The following is an 18,429-nucleotide window of genomic DNA, read 5'->3' on the forward strand; positions in this document are numbered from 1 at the left end:
CCACCAGCCGCTACTCGGGACCGCTCGGTGTTCCGGTGAGTGCTGGTAGTACCACGAAGCCAATAAAGGGAACCGTGAACCCGACGAGATAGCCCGCCAGATGTCCCCAGACGTTAGTGCCGGATCGGACGAACAGCAGCGCGCCAGCGACGCCGAAGACGAACACCGTCGAACCGATCAGGAAGGCGAGCCGCACGTCCGGTTCGAGCTGCCGGTTGTATTGGCCGAGTCGCCGGGGGCGGTCATATCGCCACAACAGGCCACCGATCGAGAGTCCACAGACAGCCAGGCCAGCCGCGAACAGCGGCCGCGTGGGGAAATACCACACCGAAGGGACCGCAAAGACGACCGCAAGCGAACACAGGAACGGAACCGCCGCCCACACGGTGTCGACTTCGCCGTTGGTCACCTCGCTGGCCGCCGCCGCCAGCGCGATCGGCAGGAACCCCAGAAAGGCCGCGACGATCCCTGAAAAACCGACCGACGGCTGGTCGGTGACGACGCCCAGCGTCTGGAGCGTTAGCCACGCAATAACGAAGGGACCGACCAGGAGGTAGACCGCCGCCGAGAGCCTGAACTCGCGATGCCAATCGGCGATCGATACCAGGGGGTAGATGCCGAACAGGGTGACCCAGAAGTTGAGCACGTTATCGAAGAGGTGGCGACTGCTGGCGTGCATGTAGTTGGCCGTGAAGGCCGTCGACAGCGTGCGGGGGCTCTCGAACAGCGAATCGGCCCCGAGACTGAATCCGAATCCAATCGACGGCGACAGCAGCCACACCGATACAAGTACTCCTGGAAGCAGCCCCAACACCAGCCACTGCTCGACGGGCCCAGCGGCTGTCGTCCGTCGCCACCAGTCGACGACGGTTGCGGGCAGCGACCCGAGTTCGCGGAGCCACCGAGATGCCACAGTAGGTCAGCGTATGAAGGTCAGTGGTTTACCAGTGGCGGGTGTTACTCCCAGCTTTCGAGCAGCTCGGTGATCGTGGCGACAAGCGAGTCGAAATCCTTCAGCTTCAGGCCGTCGGTGGTGACGAAGACGCCGCTATCGCCGACGCCGACCCGGACCAGAAACCCGTTTTCGAAGTTCCGGATCGTGTACTCGTAGTTGCCCAGCTCGGAGCCAGCGTAGGCGTCGGTCGTCGTCTTGTAGTCGTGCCACTCGTGGCCGATAAACGACATCAGGTCGGCGTCCTGTTCGAGATCGCCGCGGAGATACACCTGCATATAGTTGGTCGCATCGAAGTAGGTGACCGACCGACAGCTGTCGCCGACAGCGCTCCGGCAGGCGGTTTTGAGTTGGTCGGCGCGTGCATCAGTCAGCGGCTGCTCGCTCATCGGTTCTTCATCGCTCATGATTCACCCGTACGGAGTGTGACGATTTGAATCCATGGGTCGGCTCAACTGCCGCCGTTACCGACTGGCGGCGATCGACTGGAGGGCCGTCTCGAACTGCTCGTTGGTGATCTCCAACTCATCGACGTGGTCGTTGGCCGTCTCGCCCTCGTAGCGTCCGGCGACCTCCATGATCGCCGCCAGCGCGGCCTCCCGGCAGATGGAGGTGAGTTCGGCCCCCGAGAACCCCTCGCTCTCGTCGGCGATCGAATCGAGGTCGACGTCGTCGGCCAGGGGCTTGTTGCGAGTGTGAACGTCGAGGATCGCCCGCCGGGCTTCCCGATCAGGTTCGGGGACCTCGATGTGGCGTTCGAGCCGCCCGGCCCGGAGCAGCGCGTCGTCGAGACTGTCCCGTCGGTTGGTCGCTGCCAGCACCACGAGGTTTGGGTTGTCGCTGAGCCGATCGAGTTCGGTCAACAACTGGGAGACCACGCGGTCGCCGACGCCGGAGTCGCTGCCGAGACTGTCGCGGTCGCCCGCGATGGCGTCGATCTCGTCGAAAAAGACGATCGCCGGAGCCGACTGTCGGGCACGTTCGAAGACCTCTCGGACCGCCTTTTCGGACTCACCAACGTAGCGGTCCAACAGCTCCGGCCCCTGGACCTGAATGAAGTTGACCTCGCTTTCCCCGGCGATCGCCCGTGCGAGAAGCGTCTTCCCGGTGCCGGGCGGCCCGTGAAGCAGGACACCAGCCGCCGGGGCCGTGTCGGCCGCATCGAACAGCGGGCCGTACATCAGCGGCCAGGTCACCGCCTGTTCGAGCTGTGTTTTCGCCTCGTCGAGCCCGCCCACGTCGTCGAAATCAGTCGTCGGCGTCTCGGCGACGTACTCCCGCATCGCGCTGGGCTCGACGGCGGCCATCGCGCTCTCGAAGTCGGCCCGCGAGATGGTAATATTCCCCAGCGGCTCGCCAGCCCGTCTGGTCCGGCGGAGCGCGGTCATCGCGGCCTCCTTGGTCAACGATTCGAGATCCGCCCCGACGAACCCATGGGTTCGGGCGGCGAGTTTGTCGACGTCCACATCGTCGGCCAGCGGCATCCGCCGCGTGTGGACATCCAGGACCTCCCTGCGACCGGCTTCGCCAGGGACGCCGATCTCGATTTCTCGATCGAAGCGGCCGCCACGCCGCAGCGCGGGATCAAGGGAGTCGACGCGGTTTGTCGCGCCGATGACGATCACGTCGCCCCGGGCGTTGAGCCCGTCCATCAGGCTCAGGAGTTGGCCGACGACCCGACTCTCGACATCGCCGCCGTCGTTGCGTTTGCCCGCGATAGAGTCGATCTCGTCGAAAAAGACGATCGCGGGGGCGTTGTCGGCGGCCTCCTGGAACTTCTCCCGGAGTTTTTCTTCCGACTCGCCCTTGTACTTCGACATGATCTCGGGGCCCGAGACGGTGAGGAACGTGGCGTCGACCTCGTTGGCGACGGCCTTGGCGATCAGGGTCTTGCCGGTGCCGGGCGGGCCATGCAGGAGGACCCCTTTCGGCGGTTCGACGCCGAGCCGCGTGAAGATGCCGGGGTTCGACAGCGGGAGTTCGATCATCTCCCGGACGAGTTCGAGCTCGTCGTCGAGGCCGCCGATATCCTCGTAGGTAACGCCGGTCGGTGATTGGGCCTCGCTGTCGGTCTCCGCAGATATCCCATCGATGGCTTCGTCGATCGACTCCGGCGGTTTGCTCGTCGGATTCGACTGTGATTGCTTGACGGGGTCGACGGTAACACGCGTCGAGTCGGTGACCCGCACCGTTCCCTCGGGGTCGGTCGAGGCGACGGTGAACCGGGTTCCGGCGAGGCGTTCGATGCGGACGCCTTCGCCCTCGCGGATCGGTCGGTCCCGAATATCGCGTTCGACGGCGGTTTCGATGGTTTCGTGTGAGATGTCGGCCGCGGCCAACTCCGTCGGCGGGGTGAGTCGGACACGGCGGGCATCCGACACCGGCTCCTTTTTGACTCGGACGGTCTCGCCGACTTTGACACTCGCGTTGGTGCGTGTGTCGGCGTCGATGAGGACTGCGCCCTCGGTCACGTTGTGGCCGCCGGGCCACACCTTGGCGACCGTCGAGGCCGCGCCCTCGATGACGACCGTATCGCCACTCAGCACGCCGAGTTCGCGCATCGCTCGGTCGGGGAGCCGGGCGATCCCGCGTCCGGCATCCCGCTTTTCGGCACTGCGAACGGTGAGTTCGACTCCCGCATCCTCGCTCATAGGGTCCCTTCGACCGCTGGCGGTTTATGATACACGGAGCCTGAAAACCGCTCAGCAGTGTTCGTCCAGGAGCCGCTCGGCGTGGGCTTTCGAGGTCGCCCGCTCCCACCGCACCTGTGTCGGCTCGCCAGCACCCTCGGTCGATGTCGGCTCGAATCCCGCTGGCTCGCCGTAGGCCAGCGCCTCCTTGAGTTCGTCCCGCAGGACGCCGATCCCGAACCCGAGGCTGGTGCCGTCGCTGTCGCCCAACTCGTAGAGGCCGTAGGCGTCGGGAGCCCGACCCACCGTCGACCGTTCGAGGGGTCGCCACTGTTTTCTGAGACTCATTGATGATTTGTTTATAAGTAGACTGTGGCTAATCGAGTCTCGATTCGTCGACGAACTCGTAGCTGGCTTCGCCCCAGTCGTCCTCGACGAAGACGAACACGCGGCCGCGGGCCTCCTCGGGGTCGGCCTCGACGGTCGTCCGGAGCCCGTCGGTCCTGGAGACGGTCACGCCGGGGAAGACGTCCTCGCGGTCACCCTCCTCCAGGAGGATGCGGCCGACGCCGGTGTCTTCGAGGATCTCGTCGGCGGTCTTGAGGTCGTTGACGTACAGCAGGACGCCCTCAGTTTCGGTCGGGTCGGTGACGAGGACGTGGGTCTCCTTGCCGGGTGCGGTTTTGAGCGAGCCGCTGACCTTCTGCGGGACGCCGCGGTAGATCGTCGTTCGGTCGTCGGCGTAGGTGACGACGACACCCTCCTCTCGGAGTTCGACGCCGAGTGTTCGCGGGGGAACGTCGTTGTGAACAGCCATACCCGGATTACGTGTGAGACCGGAAAAACCCCGCCGTTCGAGCGGTCACTACCTCCCCGAACGTGGGGTTTATTATCCACGAACAACCAATCAGGATTATGCAACCAACACGCCGTCGGTGCCTTGCGGTCGCCGGTGTTGGTATCGGCGTTGGGGTTGCAGGCTGTCTTTCATCGGGATCGAACATCACCTATCCGGAGCAGGCAGGTGGGTCGGACGGGTCCGAAAACTCGGGTGAGGGCGAGAGCCCCGGGGAGTCAGAAGAGCCATCCGGGGAACCGATCAATACGCGGCTCGCCGACGAGACAATGCGGGTGTACGACGAGCTCCGGTGGTTCGAGACCGAGTACGATGACACGATGCAGGAATATCGGAGTCGGCTTCGGGACGTCTACACCGAGATAGAATCGTTACTGGAGACGATCGCCGACGAGGGACGGCTCGACGCACAGCCGCTCGAAGACGCCGAAACATTCGCGGCCGATGTGGCGAGTACGGTCACCGAGATTCCCGAACCACAGTTCCGGAACCATATTGATTTCGCGGCCGTCAACGACGATAGGTTTCCCGAGGCCAAACGGTTCAGAGACCGCGAGGACTGGGACCGGGTCGAGGAGGAACTCGAATACGTCGCACGGATCTACGGCAACGCCTCGACAGTCAAAGCGACCGAAGAGCGCTACTCGCCCAATCCGATCGACAACCGACACTACGGCTGGCTCGGCGGGGACGAAGCCGGAACGATGTTCGAGATCCGACACCTGAGCGACGACCCCGACCGACACGAGGATGCCGATCAGCGGCTTCCTGGACACGGTGTCTACGCCGTCTCGGATTCGAGCCGCGAGATCGAGTATCTCGATCGACCGATGGGTGGGAGACGGTACGACGTGCTGTCGTCGATGGACGACCGGTTCGCTCCGTTTGCAGAGCCGACCGACCGGCGCTATCGGCTCTACGTTCGGATTCACGATGTGGCCACCAGTGGCAGCATCGATCCAACCGAAACCGATCCGATACCGGTCTACGGCCAGCAGTACGAGGACCTCAGGGCCGCCGAAGCGGCTTTCGAGGCAGTCGTTGCCGACGAGACGTTCGACCTCGAAATCGAATCCGAAGTCCAGTGGGGCGACGAGTCCTGGAACCAGGTACTCTACACCAACGACGGACAACGGTTCTACAGCTACTTCTGTAGAGCAGATTCGTATCTGTTCGCGGTCGACCCTCTGCGGACACCATGGGAAGAACGTGACGACGAACGGACCGAACTCCTCGACGGCACGTGGCTCAATCCATAACACTCGACAACAACTATGAAAAAGACACTGCAAGCAGTTGGGTTTATAACGCTAATTTTCACGCTTTTCGGCATCGCCCTCGGAGTGTTGGCCTTTATTTCCGGCTCGTGGGCACAGTCACAACTCATTACCAGCGCTAGCGGTGCGACCGACTTCGGTCCCGTCTTTATCGGTATCGCCTACCTCCAGACAGCCGTTATCATCTTTTTCCTCGGACCGGTCATCGCGGCAGTTGCCGGTGGACTACTCGGCTCCGTGTTTTCGAGTCCGAAAACCGCACTCATAACGGGTGGGGTCGGTAGCCTCTTCGGGTTTTATCTCATGAGTATCATCGCGATCGGCGTGCTCGTCCTCTCGAAAGGATCGGGAGCCCAGCAAGCGTTTTCGTTCGGCCAGGCGTTGTTCCCGCTCGCCGTAACCGGTATTCCGACCGCGATTATTGGGAGCTTGATTTCGGCAATAAGTGCGGCGGTAAACTGAACGATCCGGCCGAGTGCAGTCCGAACCGTCACCTCTTTTATCACGCCTCACACCGGTTGGCGTATGAAGGGAGTCGCCTCGGCACCGGGTGCCGGAACCGTTCTCAACGCGCTGGCAACACACACTGGCGCGGCCTTCGGTATTGATGTCGATACCACCGCCACCGTCGATCTCGACGCGTCCGTCGAGTCGGTCACCGGTGAGATCGCTGCGGCCCCCGACGGCGACACCCGACTGATCGAACGCTGTGTCGAGCTCGTCACCGAACGATTCGGCAACGGCGAAGGTGGCACCGTCCACACCGACAGCGAGGTGCCGATGGCCGCCGGGCTCAAGAGTTCGAGCGCGGCCGCCAACGCGACGGTTCTCGCGGCCCTCGACGCGCTCGGCGTATCAGTCGTCGACCCAACTGGCGAAGGCGAACTCGACGGAGAGGCCGCAGTCGGCGCAAGCGACGAGATCACCTATCTGGACGCCTGTCGGCTGGGTGTCGAGGCCGCCCGCGACGTGGGCGTGACGATCACCGGCGCGTTCGACGACGCCGCCGCCAGCATGGTCGGCGGTGTCGTGGTCACTGATAACGACACCGACGAGCTACTGGCCCGCGAGACCCGCGAGTGGGACGTACTGGTCTGGACGCCGCCGGAGCGAGCCTACAGCGCGGATGCGGATGTCGACCGCTGTGGCAACATCACCGAGATGGCCGAGTTGGTCGAAGAGTTGGCCCTCGATGGCCGCTACGGGAAGGCGATGACCGTGAACGGACTCGCCTACTCGGCAGCACTCGACTTTGCGACCGATCCGGCCGTCGAAGCCATGCCCCACGCCGAGGGCGTCTCGCTGTCGGGCACCGGTCCCAGTGTCGTGGCGGTCGGCGATGGCGAGTCGCTGGCAGCAGTCCGCGAGCAATGGGCTGCCCGCGATGGGAGCCTTCTTGAGACGACAACCCGAACCGAGGGAGCACGAATCCAATGAGCACGAACCCCGAAGAAAAGAGCCTAGACGAACTGCGCACCGAAATCGAAGATATCGACCGTGAGCTGGTCGAACTGATCGCTCGGCGAACCTACGTCGCCGACACGATCGCGGAGGTCAAAGCCGAGCAGGACCTCCCGACGACCGATGAGGGCCAAGAGGAGAAAGTCATGGAGCGTGCCGGGGCGAACGCCGACAAGTTCGACGTCGACTCGAATCTGGTCAAAGCGGTGTTCCGACTCCTAATCGAGTTGAACAAGGTCGAACAGCGGCAGAACCGATAACCCGCCGCCAACGCGTCGACAAACCGGACGATCCGATTTTAAAAGTATACTGCGTGTGTGGTCGTCACATGGCGACTGATCGTTATTCTAACGGCTTTCGTGCTTGCGGTTGTCGGACTCGTTCCCGCTCGCATGGACAGTCTGGCGGAGCTGATCGATGCGATCCTGTTGCCGCTCATCTTCGTCGGACTCGGACTGCTTCTGTTCGGCATCGGTCGACACCTCCATCTCCTGGATCTGAATCTGGTTCGACAGCTCGGCATGAACCCGGATGATTCGGATGAGTCAGCCCAGGGAGATTCCGAGTAATCGAGCGGTCGACTGTCGCAGCGAGCCTACTCGCGGTTCGGGCTCACAGAGCCGAGTCGCTCATGCAGCGTCTCCCGCTTCAGGAGGACGAAGCCACCGAAGATGACGGCGAAGCCGAGCGCCGACAGCGCGTCGACCGACTCGCTCAAGACAAGCCACCCCGAGAAGGCCGCGAAGACGGGAACGGTGTAGGAGACGAGGTTGATCTCGATGGCCCCCAGTCGGTCGAGCAGATCGAAGTAGATGACGTAGCCGACCGCGCTGGCGAACACCGCGAGATAGATAACCGTCAGAATCGCCTCGGTCGTGACCGTCACGTCAGCCACCGATTCCGACGGGAGACCGATGCTGATCGCGTGGAGAACGACGGCTCCGAGTGCGGTCGACCACGCCACCATTCCCTCGGTCGGGAGATCGCTGTCGACGCGCTGGACCAACACGCTGCCGAGGGCGACAGCGACGGCCGCAAGCAGGACAAACCCCGGCGCGACGAGGTCGGCCGCCAACAGGGTCGTGGCCGTCGGCCGCGCAACCAGTCCGACGCCGAGGAAGCCGAGACAGAGGCCGACGGATTCGACGGTTCCAAGCCGTTCGCTTGGCAGCAGGAGTCGAGAAAACCCCGTTGCCAAGACCGGGTTCATCGCGATCAGAATCGCGGCGACACCGCTCGTCACACCCTGCTGGCCGACGAACAGGAACGCGTTGTAGAGGGCGATGATGAGAATCGCGCCGATACCGACGACGGTCCAGTCCGCTCGGGATCGGGGCCGCCAATACTCGGTCGCGGCTGCTGCATAGGCAAGCATCCCGATGGCAGCGAGGTCGTAGCGGAACGCCGCGAACAGGACGGGCGGCATGAACTCCAACCCCACTTTGATCGCCATAAACGACGTTCCCCACAGAAACGATAACAGTAGAAACAGTCCGCCGTTCCGGTACGTACTCACACCGCTCTCTTCGCTACCGATCTATTAAAGAACCGTCGTCGGGCGTCGTCGACCGAGCCCGTTCAGTCGTGGGGATGGAGCTGTGAGATCGCGTCGTGGACCGCATCAGTTCGGCCGAGGACGGTGAGGTGATCACCGTAGTGGATCTCTTGGCTGTCTTCGGGGACGGTGTTTTCTTCGTCCCTGCTGACGAGGGCGATCATACAGCTGGCGGGAAGCGACTCGGAGACGTCGCCGACCGTTTTGCCGACCAGCGATTCGTCGGTGACTTCGATCTCCTGGACGTCGCCGCTCCGACCGAGTTCGGTCATCCACCGCGACAGGGCGGGGCGTTCAATCAGGTTGTCGATCCCCCATGCCGTGGCTGCCGAGGAGGAGACAGTTTTGACGCCGAGTTCGTTGAACGCCTCGACGTTGTCGGGTTCGTTGACCCGACTAATGACCGTCTCAGTGTCGAACTTAGAGCTGGCGAGTTGGGCCACAAGCAGGTTCGTGTCGTCGTCACCGGTCGCGGCAACGACGATCTTCGACTGTTCGGCCCCGGCCTTCCGGAGCGTCTCGATGTTGGTTCCATCGCCGTCGTGGACGGCGTAGCCCTGGTTACGAAGGTCCTCCGCGGTCGACTCCCGCTGTTCGATGATGACGACGTTTTCACCCCGCTCTTCGAGCCGATCGACTATCTCCGTGCCGACACGACCGCCGCCGATGACGAGTACACGCATTGGTATGACCTCTAATGTCTCCGCAATTTGTCTGGCGAATCCACCCTCGAATACCACAGTGAGCAGAATAACCAGAAAGACCGTCCCCGCGAGGATGCTCGCGCCCTCGGGGTTCGAGGGGGCCGCTGGCGTCTGAAGCTGGATCGCAAACAGTGTGGCGACGCTGGCGGGAATGATGCCCCGCGGCCCCACGAAACTCATAAACAGTTTCTCGGTCGTCTCGAACCGCTCGCCGGTCGTCGACAGGAAGACGAGCAGCGGCCGGACGAGCAGCGCGACCGCCGCCACGACGGCGAGCCCGCCGAGCCCGAGCGACAGCAGCGTGTCGAACTCGATCAGGGCCGCCAGCGCGATGAAGACGAACGACAGTACGATGATCGTCACGTCGCCTTTGAACTCCTCGATGGTCTCCTCGTAGGGGAGATCAACGTTCCCAAGGACGATCCCGGCGGTCGCCACCGCGGCGACACCGGACTCCGAGGCGACCGTGTCGGCGAGGCTGAACGCCAATATGGCCCCTGCAAGCGTCATCAGGCGGGCGTTCTGTGGCGTCCAGCCGGTCGAGAGCTCCGAGCGGACGAAGAGGAACCACAGCACCCCCGCCGCGAGCAGGCCGAAAAACACGCCGATGCTCAGCCGCTGGATGAACTCGACCAAATAGGCCGTCGGGGCGACCTCCTGGGCGGTCAGCAGTTTGAAAATGACGACCGCGAGGATGGCCGCGGTCACGTCGTTGACGATCCCCTCGGTTTCGAGGGCCGCCGCGACGCGGTCCCGCACCGGAACCACCGCGAGGATCGGCGTGATGACAGTCGGCCCGGTGGCGATCAACAGCGCGCCGATCAGCGCCGAAATCCCCCAGTCGGCACCGAGGAACACTCTGGCTGCGAGGGTCGTGCCGACGAACGAGAGGAGGGCCCCGAGGGTGACGAGCCGGAGCGCCGCGGAGGGTGCCTCACGGAGTTTGTCGACCTTGAGATGGAACGACCCCTCGAAGACGATGATGGCGACGCTGAGCCCGACGATGGTCGTCAGCGAGTCGCCGAAGGTCTCGACGGTCACGATCGACAACCCCTTGGGGCCGACAGCGACACCCGCCAAAATCAGAAACAGGACGCTCGGCACACGGTACCGGTCGGCGAGTACCTGGGCGGCAACGCCGAGTGCGAGGATGAGCGCGACGATGACGAGTGTATCAGGGCCTTCTCCAACCACAGCTAGGGAGAGACAGCCGACTCATAAATGGGTGGCGAGTGCGTGGCCCGTGGCTCACCGTCGATCAGCGGAACGAGCGAGCGTATTTTCAGTTGGGGGAGTGATAGGCAACGCAATGACTACGCTCGCACTGTCGGCTGGCCGACTCGCCGCCGCGCTGTTTCTGGTTCTTCTAAATGGGTTCTTCGTGGCCGCGGAGTTCGCCTACGTCAGGATTCGCGCATCGGCCGTCGAAGGGCTCGTCGAGGAGGGAAAACCCGGTGCCGATCTCCTCGATGAAGCGCTTGACAATCTCGATGACTATCTCGCGGTCACCCAGCTCGGCATTACGATCTCCTCGCTCGGATTGGGCTGGATCGGCGAGCCTGCGGTCGCCGCGCTTATCGAGCCCGTCCTGGAGTCGCTTGTTGGGCCGGATCTGATCCATCTCATCGCCTTCGCCCTCGGCTTCAGCGTGATCACGTTCCTCCACGTCGTCTTCGGCGAACTCGCCCCAAAGACGATCGCCATCGCCCAGGCCGAGCGCGTCTCGCTGTTTGTCGCCCCGCCGATGCAGTTCTTCTACTACATTTTCCGGCCGGGCATCTACGTTTTCAACGGGACGGCCAACTACTTCACCCGGCTGATTGGCATCCCACCGGCCTCCGAAACCGACGAGACGCTGACCGAAGAGGAGATCCTCACCGTCCTCACGCGGTCGGGAACGAAAGGCCACATCGCCAGCGAGGAGGTCGAGATGATCGAGCAGATTTTCGATCTCGACGATCTGTCGGTCCGAGAGGTGATGATTCCCCGACCCGACGTGGCGAGCGTCTCGGCGGATCTCCCGCTGACCGAGCTTCGGTCGACTATTATCACGGAGGGCCATACTCGATATCCGGTCGTCGAGGCCGACGAACCCGACCAGATCGTCGGCTTCGTCGACGTCAAGGACGTACTTCGCGCCGAGGAGTTCGACGCCGAGCGCGCCGAGTCGATCACGGCGGGCGAGATCGCTCGCGAGATGTCGATCATCCCCGAGACCGGCCAACTGACAGATCTGCTGGCGCAGTTCCAGCGTGAGGGGCGACAGATGGCCGCGGTTATCGACGAGTGGGGGGCCTTCGAGGGGATCGTGACGGTCGAAGACGTGATCGAGGTCGTCCTCGGCGATCTGCGGGACGACTTCGATGTGGCCGACGACGAACCCTCGATAGACCAGCGCAAGGACGGCAGCTACGTCGCCGACGGCGGGCTCACTATCTCGACGATTAACGAAACCCTCGGAACGAAATTCGAGAGTACCGATTTCGGCACTGTCGGCGGACTAGTGTTGGATCGGCTGGGACGGGCACCCAACGCCACCGATCAGGTCGACGTCGGCGGCTACCGGCTCACCGTCGAGGCCGTCGACGGTACCCGGATCACCACCGTGGGTATCGACACACTGGACGAACCGGCTGCCGACGAGAGCGGTGACAGCGACATGACCGAATAGCAGCCCGTGGAGTCCGCGTGCCCACAAATGTAAATCAGTCGACTGCCTACGTCCCGTATGTACGACCGAATCCTCGTTCCAGTCGATGGGAGCGACGCTGCGTCGGCGGCGCTCGATCACGCCCTCGATATCGCCGCCGAGCACGATTCGACAGTAGATGCGATCAACGTCGCGGACACGAACGTTCCGAGCCAGACCCGCGTCGGCGGCGACGTGGTCGACGCACTGGTCGAATCGGGGACCGGAATCGTCGAGGAGGCCCGCGACCGCGGCGAGGATCGCGGCGTGACGATGACCACCAACGTAATTCAAGGTACTCCGACCGATGTCATCATCGACTACGCCGACACCTACGACTGTGGGCTGATCGTCATGGGGAACCGCGGCAACCGAAACCTCGGCGAGTACGTCCTCGGCAGCACCACCGACCAGGTGGTCACCCGAAGCGACAGACAGGTGTGTACGGTTCGAGCGACCGACGCCCAGGTCGCCTACCCCTACGAGACGATCCTCGTCCCGACCGACGGCAGCCAGCGGGCGACCGAAGCCGTCGAACTGGCCAGTGAGATCGCTGCCACTCACGGGGCGGCCCTCCACCTGCTCGTGGTTATCGACGAGCTCCCGGTCGGGATCGGCGCGGACGCCGCAGCCGAGCAAAGCGACGCCGAAAACAACGCCATCCTGGAGTCGGCGGCCGATCACGTCGCAGGCGATATCGAAGTCACCACCGCGGTCCGGTTCGGCTCGATCCGCGGGGAGATCACCGACTACGCCACCGATGTGGGTGCCGACTGCATCGTCATGGGCACCCATGGCCGAGAGGGGTTCAACCAACACCTCCTGGGGAGCACGACCGAGCGCGTGCTTCGGACGACGCCGGTCCCCGTGTTGACCATCGGCAGTCGAGAACAGTAGCCGGTCGTGGTGTGTCGGGAGCCAGTTGCCGGTCAGTACTCCCAGAGCCGATCGATCCTGGAGCCGACCGCAGCGTGTTCGGCCCGGAGGCGGTCGGTGTCGGTCTCGCCGTTGACGTTGATGACGTGGACCTCGCCGCGGTCGCCGCCGTAGACGTCCTGGAAGTCGTAGACGACCCCGATGCAGTCGACGTCGTCGGGCACGTCGTCGCTTGCTTTCAAGAACTGGATCTGACGGTCGACGTTGTACTCGACGAGTCGGTTGATCGCTCCGGCTCGGCTCACGTCGTCGGGCAGCAGATCGAGAGCCGGTTCCAGCCGTGGTTTCAACAGGTCGAGACAGTGGCTGATTCCGGCGGGCTCGTTGAGTCCTTCGGTGAGGTCGTCGTAGGTGGCCGTGACGGCACCACAGCCGGTGTGGCCCATCACGATGGCGGTTTTAGTGCCGGTATGGGCGATCGGGTACAGTACGTCGCCGGAGACGGCGTCACCGGTCTCGGTTCGCTGCATGACGCGGTTGCCGATGTTGCCGCAGGTAAAGAGATGGCCCGGTCGATCGTTGCCCCAACTGTGATCCTGGAGCACTCGGGAGTCCGAACAGCAGACTGTGACGGCATCGGGATGCTGGGCGTCTTGTACAGCATCGAATCGAGAATCGAACGCCGTCGCGTGGTCGGCGTTGTTTGCTAACAGATCAACAACAGTCTGGTTCATGTGCGAACATATACCGCAGGGATTAAATCAGTTCGTCATTCGCTTGAGATCAGCCCCCGACGAACCCGTCGACGAAGGAGTGGGAGACGGACTCGCTGCCGCTACGACGAGGTGGAGGCCCCGCAATCGTGGGCATAGCTCGGCGCTATGGCTGGTTTCGGACTAGTGGAGGGCTGTCGGGAGCCAATCGATGGACGGCAGCCTCATAACGCACTCGCGGGACGCGGTTATATGAGCGATCGAACTCGCTCGTAGTAGCTACCGAACTCGGAGTCCGAGCGTGACCGCGGCCGGTCGACGTCGATCTCGACGATTTCCCGAATCGAGCCGGGGTTCTTCCCCATCACGACCACTCGGTCGGCGAGTTTGACGGCCTCTTCGACATCGTGGGTGACGAACAACACCGTTTTGCCGGTCTCCTGCCAGATCTCGATGAGTTCGTCCTGGAGCATCTCCCGTGTCTGGGCGTCGACCGCGCCAAAGGGTTCGTCCATCAACAGCAGCGAGGGATCGATCGCCAGCGCCCGAGCGAGTGCCACGCGCTGTTTCATCCCGCCGGACAGCGCCTTCGGATAGCTGTCCTCGAACCCCTCCAGGCCGACCAGATCGACCAGGTGCTGGACGCGCTGTCGTTTCTCGTCGGCCGGGGTGTCGGCTTTTTCCAGTCCGAAGGCAACGTTCTCTTGGACGGTCTGCCACGGGAACAGATGGTACTCCTGGAAGACGATCCCCATATCGGCGTTGGGTTCGGTGACCGTCGAGCCGTTGAGCAGGACCTCGCCGTCGGTTGGGGGTTCGAGCCCCGCGAGAATCCGGAACAGCGTCGTCTTCCCACAGCCCGAGGGGCCGACGATACAGACGAACTCGCCGCGCTCGACGCTGAACTCGATCCCGCCGAGCGCCTGGACGGTCCCCTGTTTGCTGTCGTACTGCTTGCTGACGTTCTCGATACGAACCGTCGAGCCGCCGGAGTGGTCTATCGCCATACTAACACCCGCCGTTGGGCCGCGCGGAACGCCGAATCGACCAGCAGGAACATCAGGCTCAAAACCAGTATGTAGCTGATCACCACATCGACTTGAAGGTTGTTCGAGGCCCGCAGGATTCGGCGACCGATCCCGGGGACGCCGAAGATCTCGGAGGCGACCACCAGCATCCAGCACCGGCCGATCCCGGTTCGGATACCGGTCATGATCTCGGGGGAGGCCGCCGGAATCACGACGGATCTGACCAGTTCGAGATCACCCTTGACGCCCAAACTGCGAGCGACGTCCAGGAGGTCATCGGAGACTCCCTCGACGCCACCGTAGCTGGCATAGAAGTTGATCCAGAAGGCCCCGATGGCGATGATGAAGGCGGCCCCGGCGTTGTTGATGCCGAACCACGCGATGGCGAAGCCGATCAACGCCAGCGGTGGGACGGGTCGGAGCGTCCGGACCACCGGCGAGGTGATATCGTCGAGCAGCTGACTCCAGCCGAGGGCGATCCCGGCGATGATGCCCAACAGCGTCCCGATGATCGTGCCTGGAATCCAGTGGAGGCTGCTCTGCCAGAGGGCGGTCAGCATCTCGCCGCTGGCGGCTTCGGCGACGAAGGTGGTGGCCACCGTCACCGGAGAGGGGAGGACGAACTCCGGCTGGAACAGCGAGGCGACCCACCAGAGCCCGATAAATCCGGCGAGGCCACAGAGTCCGAGCGCTGCCCGTCGAATATCGACGCCGAGTGCGGGGAGATCGGACGCTTCAGACGTCTGCGAGCGCTCCCCTTGGAGATCCGTTGCCATTACAGGGAGTCGTAGATGCTCATGTCGAAGATCCCGTCAGTCGTGAGCTGTTCGTCGGTCTGGCCGTTTGCGGCGGCGAACTCGGCGAAGATCTCGGTGCCGGACTGGATCTCCGCGGGATCGGTGACGAAGTTCGCCAGGGGGCCAGTAAGCGCCTGTTCGGCCTGTTCGGCTGGCATCCCGATCCCCGATTCGACGATCGTCGCGGTTTCGGCGGGGTTGTCGGCGATGAACTCGGTCGCCCGGACGTGTTGGCGGAGGAACTCACTGGCGACCGGCGACTCCCGGACTTCGTCGGTCATCAGCGTCACGGCGGCGGGCTGGCCGGTCATGATCTCACTGGAGGTGCGGAACGTCCCGAAGCCGAGATCCTCCTGGGCCACACGAGTCGGCACGGGCTCCATGATCGAGGTCCCGTCGACCTCGCCGTTGGCGATCGCCTGAAAGACCGCGTTCGCGCCGTTGATCTCGGTGATCCGGACGTCTGACTCGGGGTCGACGCCCTCCTCCTGGAGCCAGTAACGCAACAGGACATCCGGGACCGATCCCTGCGGGAAGGTGCCGAAGGTGAACTGCTCGCCGTTTTCTTCCTCCCAGACGCCAAAGGCATCGCTGCCGTGGTCGTTCCAGAGGGAACTGAGCTGCTCGTCGGCCACGATCGCCATCGGCTCTTTGATGTTGGCCGCGGTGACCTTGGCCGAGATGCCGCGGTCGATGGCGATCATCGCGGGAACGACTCCGAACATCGCGATATCGATGTCGCCGCTGGCCGAGGCCCCGACGATATCCGGCCCGTTGGTGAACTCCTGGCTCTCGATGGTCGCATCGATCTCGTCGAAATATCCCTCCGAGTCCATCACGTAGTACTGGAGATCGGGGAAGATCGGCATATGCGCCACCGTCAGTTCGTCGCTATTGCCGCCACCGCCGAGACAGCCCGCAACGCCGAGTGCGGCTGCCGAGCCGACACCCGCGAGATAAGCCCGTCGAGAACGTCGCGTAGTCCGTCGAGTCATTACTATTGCTACTGGCCTGTGGGCCTAAGATTCGGTGGATTTCGGTAAGCTCCGGTCCTACCAAAGACAGCCGGGGCTGCCTCAAACACTCGATACAGCGCCTGTCGGCAGGTTTTTCTACTGAAGAAACACTCTCGGAGGGTCATATGTAGCGGCAAGAAATGAAGGAAGTCACATAGCAGACACGTGTATCCGCAGCGAGTCGTCGACTCGAAGGCGGAATCCGGCTTTCACTCCGAGGCGACTTCCCCGCTCGGCGGTTCGAGCGTCCCGGTAATTCGGCCATAGAGCCCGAAAATCTCTTCATAGCCGTGTTCGCTGGCGAGCACCGGCACGATGCCCGGCTCGTCGACGCGATGGGTGTACTCGGCGTCGCTCGCGAAGACCGCCCCATCGGGGATCTCCTGGAAGTTGGCGTAGTTGACGTGTGGCTCGCCGCCGCCCTTGGGGACCTCCTCGATCCCCTCAACGACGGTTGCGGGCGTGAACGTCGGCGGCTCGTCGTCCAGCGCGCCGTGGGCCCGAAGGAACGCCAACGTCGATTCGAGGCCGAACTCGACGGCTTGCTGGCTGCCTTGGCGGCCGACCTCGACCGAGACCGAATGGGGAGCCACCGAGTCGAGCGTCGTCGACCGGAGGCCACCGGCATCCAGGACGTAGTCGACTGGCATGGCCGTCACAGTCCGGCGGACCGAGTCGGTCAGCTCGCTGTAGATCGCAAACGGCGGCGGCACGCTGTGGGAGGTGTGGATGGCGAAGACCGCATCCATATCGTCGACGGCCGCTACGATCTCCGGCGCAAGCGCGCGTTCGTACTCGTCGCTGTCGGTGTCGCCGGGGAACGCCCGGTTCAGATCGGTGTCTGTGTAGCGGACGCCTGCTTCGAGTGCCGGTTCGTTCGCGATGATCAGCCGCACGATCCCCTCGCCCGCCGTTTCGTCGGGATCGGGAAGCAGGTCGGCGAGCCGCCTGACGATCCGCTCACCGGCTGGCTCGTCACCATGTAGCCCGCCGACGACCGCAACGCGGGCCGACCCCGCAGCCCCACGCTCGATGATTTCCATACGGTCACTACAGGTGACGGGAAAATAAACCCGGCCGTTTAGTCTCGGAGACAGTCCGTTCCAGCCGGGGCGTCGAAGGCGAAACGATCGGTCGACCGAGGGCGAGGCGACCGTCGACGCCACCGGCTCTCGGAGCTCGGGAGCCAACTTCAGCACTTCGGCCTGGAGTTCCGTGTCGAGTTTATCCAGGAGCGAGCCACACGAGCCAACTGTTCTCGGAAACCCAACAAAAACGGGTGCGTACAGCGGTCGAAGAAGGCTATTACGACACGGCGCGAACCTGTTCGTTGACGGAGCTCGCCGGGGAGGTCGGCATCGCCAAGTCGACCTGTAGCGAAACGTTACACCGCGCCGAGGAGACGGTAATCAAACAGTTCATCGAAGACCTGCCGACGCCGATCGAATCGGACACACGGATTACTGCGCCGGAGTAGCCGCCGCTGGTCGACAGACGAAAGATCAATCAAAACAGCCGCCACTTTCGGCGCTGCTGTTACAGTTTGTTCGGTTCGGAAAATGCTCCGACGGGGATTTGAACCCCGGTCATTACCGTGAGAGGGTAATATGATTGGCCGGACTACACCATCAGAGCGTGCTGACGCGTTCTGCTGAACGCATCCTACAGTATCCCGGTGGTGAACAAAACAGTTGCGCTTTCGGTGCCCCTGTGTGGCGGGCTGTCGACCCACAAAACCACACGACGCCATCCGGGATCGGCCACAACCCGGTCCCACCCGAATCCTCTGTCGGCCCTTACTCTCTCCAGGACTATGGCATGTGAACAACACACAATATGTGCTGTTGTGCAGTATCCATAGATATACTTGCTGAA

19 protein-coding genes, 1 tRNA gene and 1 pseudogene are annotated in these 18,429 nt (G+C 63.2%); 8 read left to right on the plus strand and 13 right to left on the minus strand.

Annotated features, from left to right (window positions below; genetic code table 11):
• Window positions 1-10: 10 nt before the first annotated feature.
• The 5 genes from NO877_RS12835 to NO877_RS12855 are packed head-to-tail and all read right to left on the minus strand — an operon-like array spanning window position 11 to window position 4,399.
• On the minus strand, window positions 11-913 hold the full coding sequence (locus tag NO877_RS12835) for a hypothetical protein (protein WP_256396750.1): 903 nt from the start codon (window positions 911-913) through the stop codon (window positions 11-13).
• 44 nt (window positions 914-957) lie between these two features.
• Window positions 958-1,359 carry a DUF7522 family protein gene (locus NO877_RS12840; RefSeq protein WP_256396751.1) on the minus strand — a complete coding sequence of 134 codons (402 nt, stop codon included), beginning with the start codon at window positions 1,357-1,359 and terminating at the stop codon, window positions 958-960.
• A gap of 57 nt (window positions 1,360-1,416) precedes the next feature.
• The gene (locus tag NO877_RS12845) at window positions 1,417-3,603 is read right to left on the minus strand and encodes an AAA family ATPase (RefSeq protein ID WP_256396752.1); all 2,187 of its coding nucleotides are present in this window, start codon (window positions 3,601-3,603) and stop codon (window positions 1,417-1,419) included.
• A 51-nt stretch (window positions 3,604-3,654) separates the two neighbouring features.
• Entirely contained in the window at window positions 3,655-3,930 is a 276-nt protein-coding gene (locus tag NO877_RS12850; RefSeq protein ID WP_256396753.1) for a DUF7508 domain-containing protein, read from the minus strand.
• A 28-nt stretch (window positions 3,931-3,958) separates the two neighbouring features.
• Window positions 3,959-4,399 carry a DUF5796 family protein gene (locus NO877_RS12855; RefSeq protein ID WP_256396754.1) on the minus strand — a complete coding sequence of 147 codons (441 nt, stop codon included), beginning with the start codon at window positions 4,397-4,399 and terminating at the stop codon, window positions 3,959-3,961.
• 98 nt (window positions 4,400-4,497) lie between these two features.
• Here NO877_RS12855 and NO877_RS12860 point away from each other — a divergent pair, with 98 nt between their 5' ends.
• The 5 genes from NO877_RS12860 (at window position 4,498) to NO877_RS12880 (ending at window position 7,745) form a co-directional block, all read left to right on the plus strand.
• On the plus strand, window positions 4,498-5,697 hold the full coding sequence (locus tag NO877_RS12860) for a hypothetical protein (RefSeq protein ID WP_256396755.1): 1,200 nt from the start codon (window positions 4,498-4,500) through the stop codon (window positions 5,695-5,697).
• Window positions 5,698-5,712: 15 nt separating this feature from the next.
• The gene (locus NO877_RS12865) at window positions 5,713-6,177 is read left to right on the plus strand and encodes a hypothetical protein (RefSeq protein WP_256396756.1); all 465 of its coding nucleotides are present in this window, start codon (window positions 5,713-5,715) and stop codon (window positions 6,175-6,177) included.
• 63 nt (window positions 6,178-6,240) lie between these two features.
• A complete protein-coding gene (locus tag NO877_RS12870; protein ID WP_256396757.1) occupies window positions 6,241-7,152 on the plus strand; it encodes a shikimate kinase in 912 nt (303 codons plus the stop codon).
• The gene (locus tag NO877_RS12875; RefSeq protein ID WP_256396758.1) at window positions 7,149-7,436 is read left to right on the plus strand and encodes a chorismate mutase; all 288 of its coding nucleotides are present in this window, start codon (window positions 7,149-7,151) and stop codon (window positions 7,434-7,436) included. The genes NO877_RS12870 and NO877_RS12875 overlap by 4 nt, the downstream gene beginning before the upstream one ends.
• Before the next feature lie 132 nt (window positions 7,437-7,568).
• Complete coding sequence (locus NO877_RS12880) at window positions 7,569-7,745, plus strand: hypothetical protein (RefSeq protein WP_256396759.1); 177 nt, start codon at window positions 7,569-7,571, stop codon at window positions 7,743-7,745.
• A gap of 26 nt (window positions 7,746-7,771) precedes the next feature.
• Here the strand turns inward: NO877_RS12880 and NO877_RS12885 are convergent, their stop codons facing one another.
• Both NO877_RS12885 and NO877_RS12890 read right to left on the minus strand, forming a co-directional pair.
• Entirely contained in the window at window positions 7,772-8,692 is a 921-nt protein-coding gene (locus NO877_RS12885; protein WP_256396760.1) for a DMT family transporter, read from the minus strand.
• A 62-nt stretch (window positions 8,693-8,754) separates the two neighbouring features.
• Window positions 8,755-10,629: a cation:proton antiporter domain-containing protein gene (locus NO877_RS12890; RefSeq protein WP_256396761.1), complete on the minus strand. Its 1,875-nt coding sequence runs from the start codon at window positions 10,627-10,629 to the stop codon at window positions 8,755-8,757.
• A 115-nt stretch (window positions 10,630-10,744) separates the two neighbouring features.
• Between NO877_RS12890 and NO877_RS12895 the strand changes: the two genes are divergently transcribed.
• Together NO877_RS12895 and NO877_RS12900 are read left to right on the plus strand one after the other, a co-directional pair.
• Window positions 10,745-12,106 carry a hemolysin family protein gene (locus NO877_RS12895; RefSeq protein WP_256396762.1) on the plus strand — a complete coding sequence of 454 codons (1,362 nt, stop codon included), beginning with the start codon at window positions 10,745-10,747 and terminating at the stop codon, window positions 12,104-12,106.
• 57 nt (window positions 12,107-12,163) lie between these two features.
• Window positions 12,164-13,021, plus strand: coding sequence for a universal stress protein (locus tag NO877_RS12900; RefSeq protein ID WP_256396763.1), 858 nt, complete (start codon window positions 12,164-12,166; stop codon window positions 13,019-13,021).
• Window positions 13,022-13,053: 32 nt separating this feature from the next.
• On the opposite strand, the gene NO877_RS12905 is transcribed toward NO877_RS12900, so the two are convergent.
• The 5 genes from NO877_RS12905 to NO877_RS12925 form a co-directional block, all read right to left on the minus strand.
• On the minus strand, window positions 13,054-13,734 hold the full coding sequence (locus NO877_RS12905; RefSeq protein ID WP_256396764.1) for a carbonic anhydrase: 681 nt from the start codon (window positions 13,732-13,734) through the stop codon (window positions 13,054-13,056).
• Window positions 13,735-13,961: 227 nt separating this feature from the next.
• Window positions 13,962-14,720, minus strand: coding sequence for an ABC transporter ATP-binding protein (locus tag NO877_RS12910; protein ID WP_256396765.1), 759 nt, complete (start codon window positions 14,718-14,720; stop codon window positions 13,962-13,964).
• Window positions 14,711-15,517, minus strand: a complete 807-nt coding sequence (locus NO877_RS12915; protein ID WP_256396766.1) for an ABC transporter permease — start codon at window positions 15,515-15,517, stop codon at window positions 14,711-14,713. The genes NO877_RS12910 and NO877_RS12915 overlap by 10 nt, the downstream gene beginning before the upstream one ends.
• On the minus strand, window positions 15,517-16,533 hold the full coding sequence (locus NO877_RS12920; protein WP_256396767.1) for an ABC transporter substrate-binding protein: 1,017 nt from the start codon (window positions 16,531-16,533) through the stop codon (window positions 15,517-15,519). The genes NO877_RS12915 and NO877_RS12920 overlap by 1 nt, the downstream gene beginning before the upstream one ends.
• A gap of 230 nt (window positions 16,534-16,763) precedes the next feature.
• The gene (locus tag NO877_RS12925) at window positions 16,764-17,597 is read right to left on the minus strand and encodes a M14 family metallopeptidase (protein ID WP_256396768.1); all 834 of its coding nucleotides are present in this window, start codon (window positions 17,595-17,597) and stop codon (window positions 16,764-16,766) included.
• Window positions 17,598-17,694: 97 nt separating this feature from the next.
• Between NO877_RS12925 and NO877_RS12930 the strand changes: the two are divergent.
• Window positions 17,695-18,031 (plus strand): annotated as a pseudogene (locus NO877_RS12930) (helix-turn-helix domain-containing protein); the annotation flags it as partial.
• 83 nt (window positions 18,032-18,114) lie between these two features.
• Here NO877_RS12930 and NO877_RS12935 read toward each other — a convergent pair.
• Window positions 18,115-18,189: transfer RNA gene (locus NO877_RS12935), tRNA-Glu, on the minus strand.
• Between the last annotated feature and the right edge of the window lie 240 nt (window positions 18,190-18,429).

This window comes from Halohasta litorea, from assembly GCF_024494645.1.
Lineage (GTDB): Archaea > Halobacteriota > Halobacteria > Halobacteriales > Haloferacaceae > Halohasta > Halohasta litorea.

Excerpts from the sequence above, each read along its gene's own strand:
- NO877_RS12840 (WP_256396751.1), bottom strand. The coding sequence starts at position 1,359 with ATGAGCGATGAAGAACCGATGAGCGAGCAGCCGCTGACTGATGCACGC.
- NO877_RS12845 (WP_256396752.1), bottom strand. The coding sequence starts at position 3,603 with ATGAGCGAGGATGCGGGAGTCGAACTCACCGTTCGCAGTGCCGAAAAG.
- NO877_RS12850 (WP_256396753.1), bottom strand. The coding sequence starts at position 3,930 with ATGAGTCTCAGAAAACAGTGGCGACCCCTCGAACGGTCGACGGTGGGT.
- NO877_RS12855 (WP_256396754.1), bottom strand. The coding sequence starts at position 4,399 with ATGGCTGTTCACAACGACGTTCCCCCGCGAACACTCGGCGTCGAACTC.
- NO877_RS12860 (WP_256396755.1), top strand. The coding sequence starts at position 4,498 with ATGCAACCAACACGCCGTCGGTGCCTTGCGGTCGCCGGTGTTGGTATC.
- NO877_RS12865 (WP_256396756.1), top strand. The coding sequence starts at position 5,713 with ATGAAAAAGACACTGCAAGCAGTTGGGTTTATAACGCTAATTTTCACG.
- NO877_RS12870 (WP_256396757.1), top strand. The coding sequence starts at position 6,241 with ATGAAGGGAGTCGCCTCGGCACCGGGTGCCGGAACCGTTCTCAACGCG.
- NO877_RS12875 (WP_256396758.1), top strand. The coding sequence starts at position 7,149 with ATGAGCACGAACCCCGAAGAAAAGAGCCTAGACGAACTGCGCACCGAA.
- NO877_RS12880 (WP_256396759.1), top strand. The coding sequence starts at position 7,569 with ATGGACAGTCTGGCGGAGCTGATCGATGCGATCCTGTTGCCGCTCATC.
- NO877_RS12895 (WP_256396762.1), top strand. The coding sequence starts at position 10,745 with ATGACTACGCTCGCACTGTCGGCTGGCCGACTCGCCGCCGCGCTGTTT.
- NO877_RS12900 (WP_256396763.1), top strand. The coding sequence starts at position 12,164 with ATGTACGACCGAATCCTCGTTCCAGTCGATGGGAGCGACGCTGCGTCG.
- NO877_RS12905 (WP_256396764.1), bottom strand. The coding sequence starts at position 13,734 with ATGAACCAGACTGTTGTTGATCTGTTAGCAAACAACGCCGACCACGCG.
- NO877_RS12910 (WP_256396765.1), bottom strand. The coding sequence starts at position 14,720 with ATGGCGATAGACCACTCCGGCGGCTCGACGGTTCGTATCGAGAACGTC.
- NO877_RS12915 (WP_256396766.1), bottom strand. The coding sequence starts at position 15,517 with ATGGCAACGGATCTCCAAGGGGAGCGCTCGCAGACGTCTGAAGCGTCC.
- NO877_RS12920 (WP_256396767.1), bottom strand. The coding sequence starts at position 16,533 with ATGACTCGACGGACTACGCGACGTTCTCGACGGGCTTATCTCGCGGGT.
- NO877_RS12925 (WP_256396768.1), bottom strand. The coding sequence starts at position 17,597 with ATGGAAATCATCGAGCGTGGGGCTGCGGGGTCGGCCCGCGTTGCGGTC.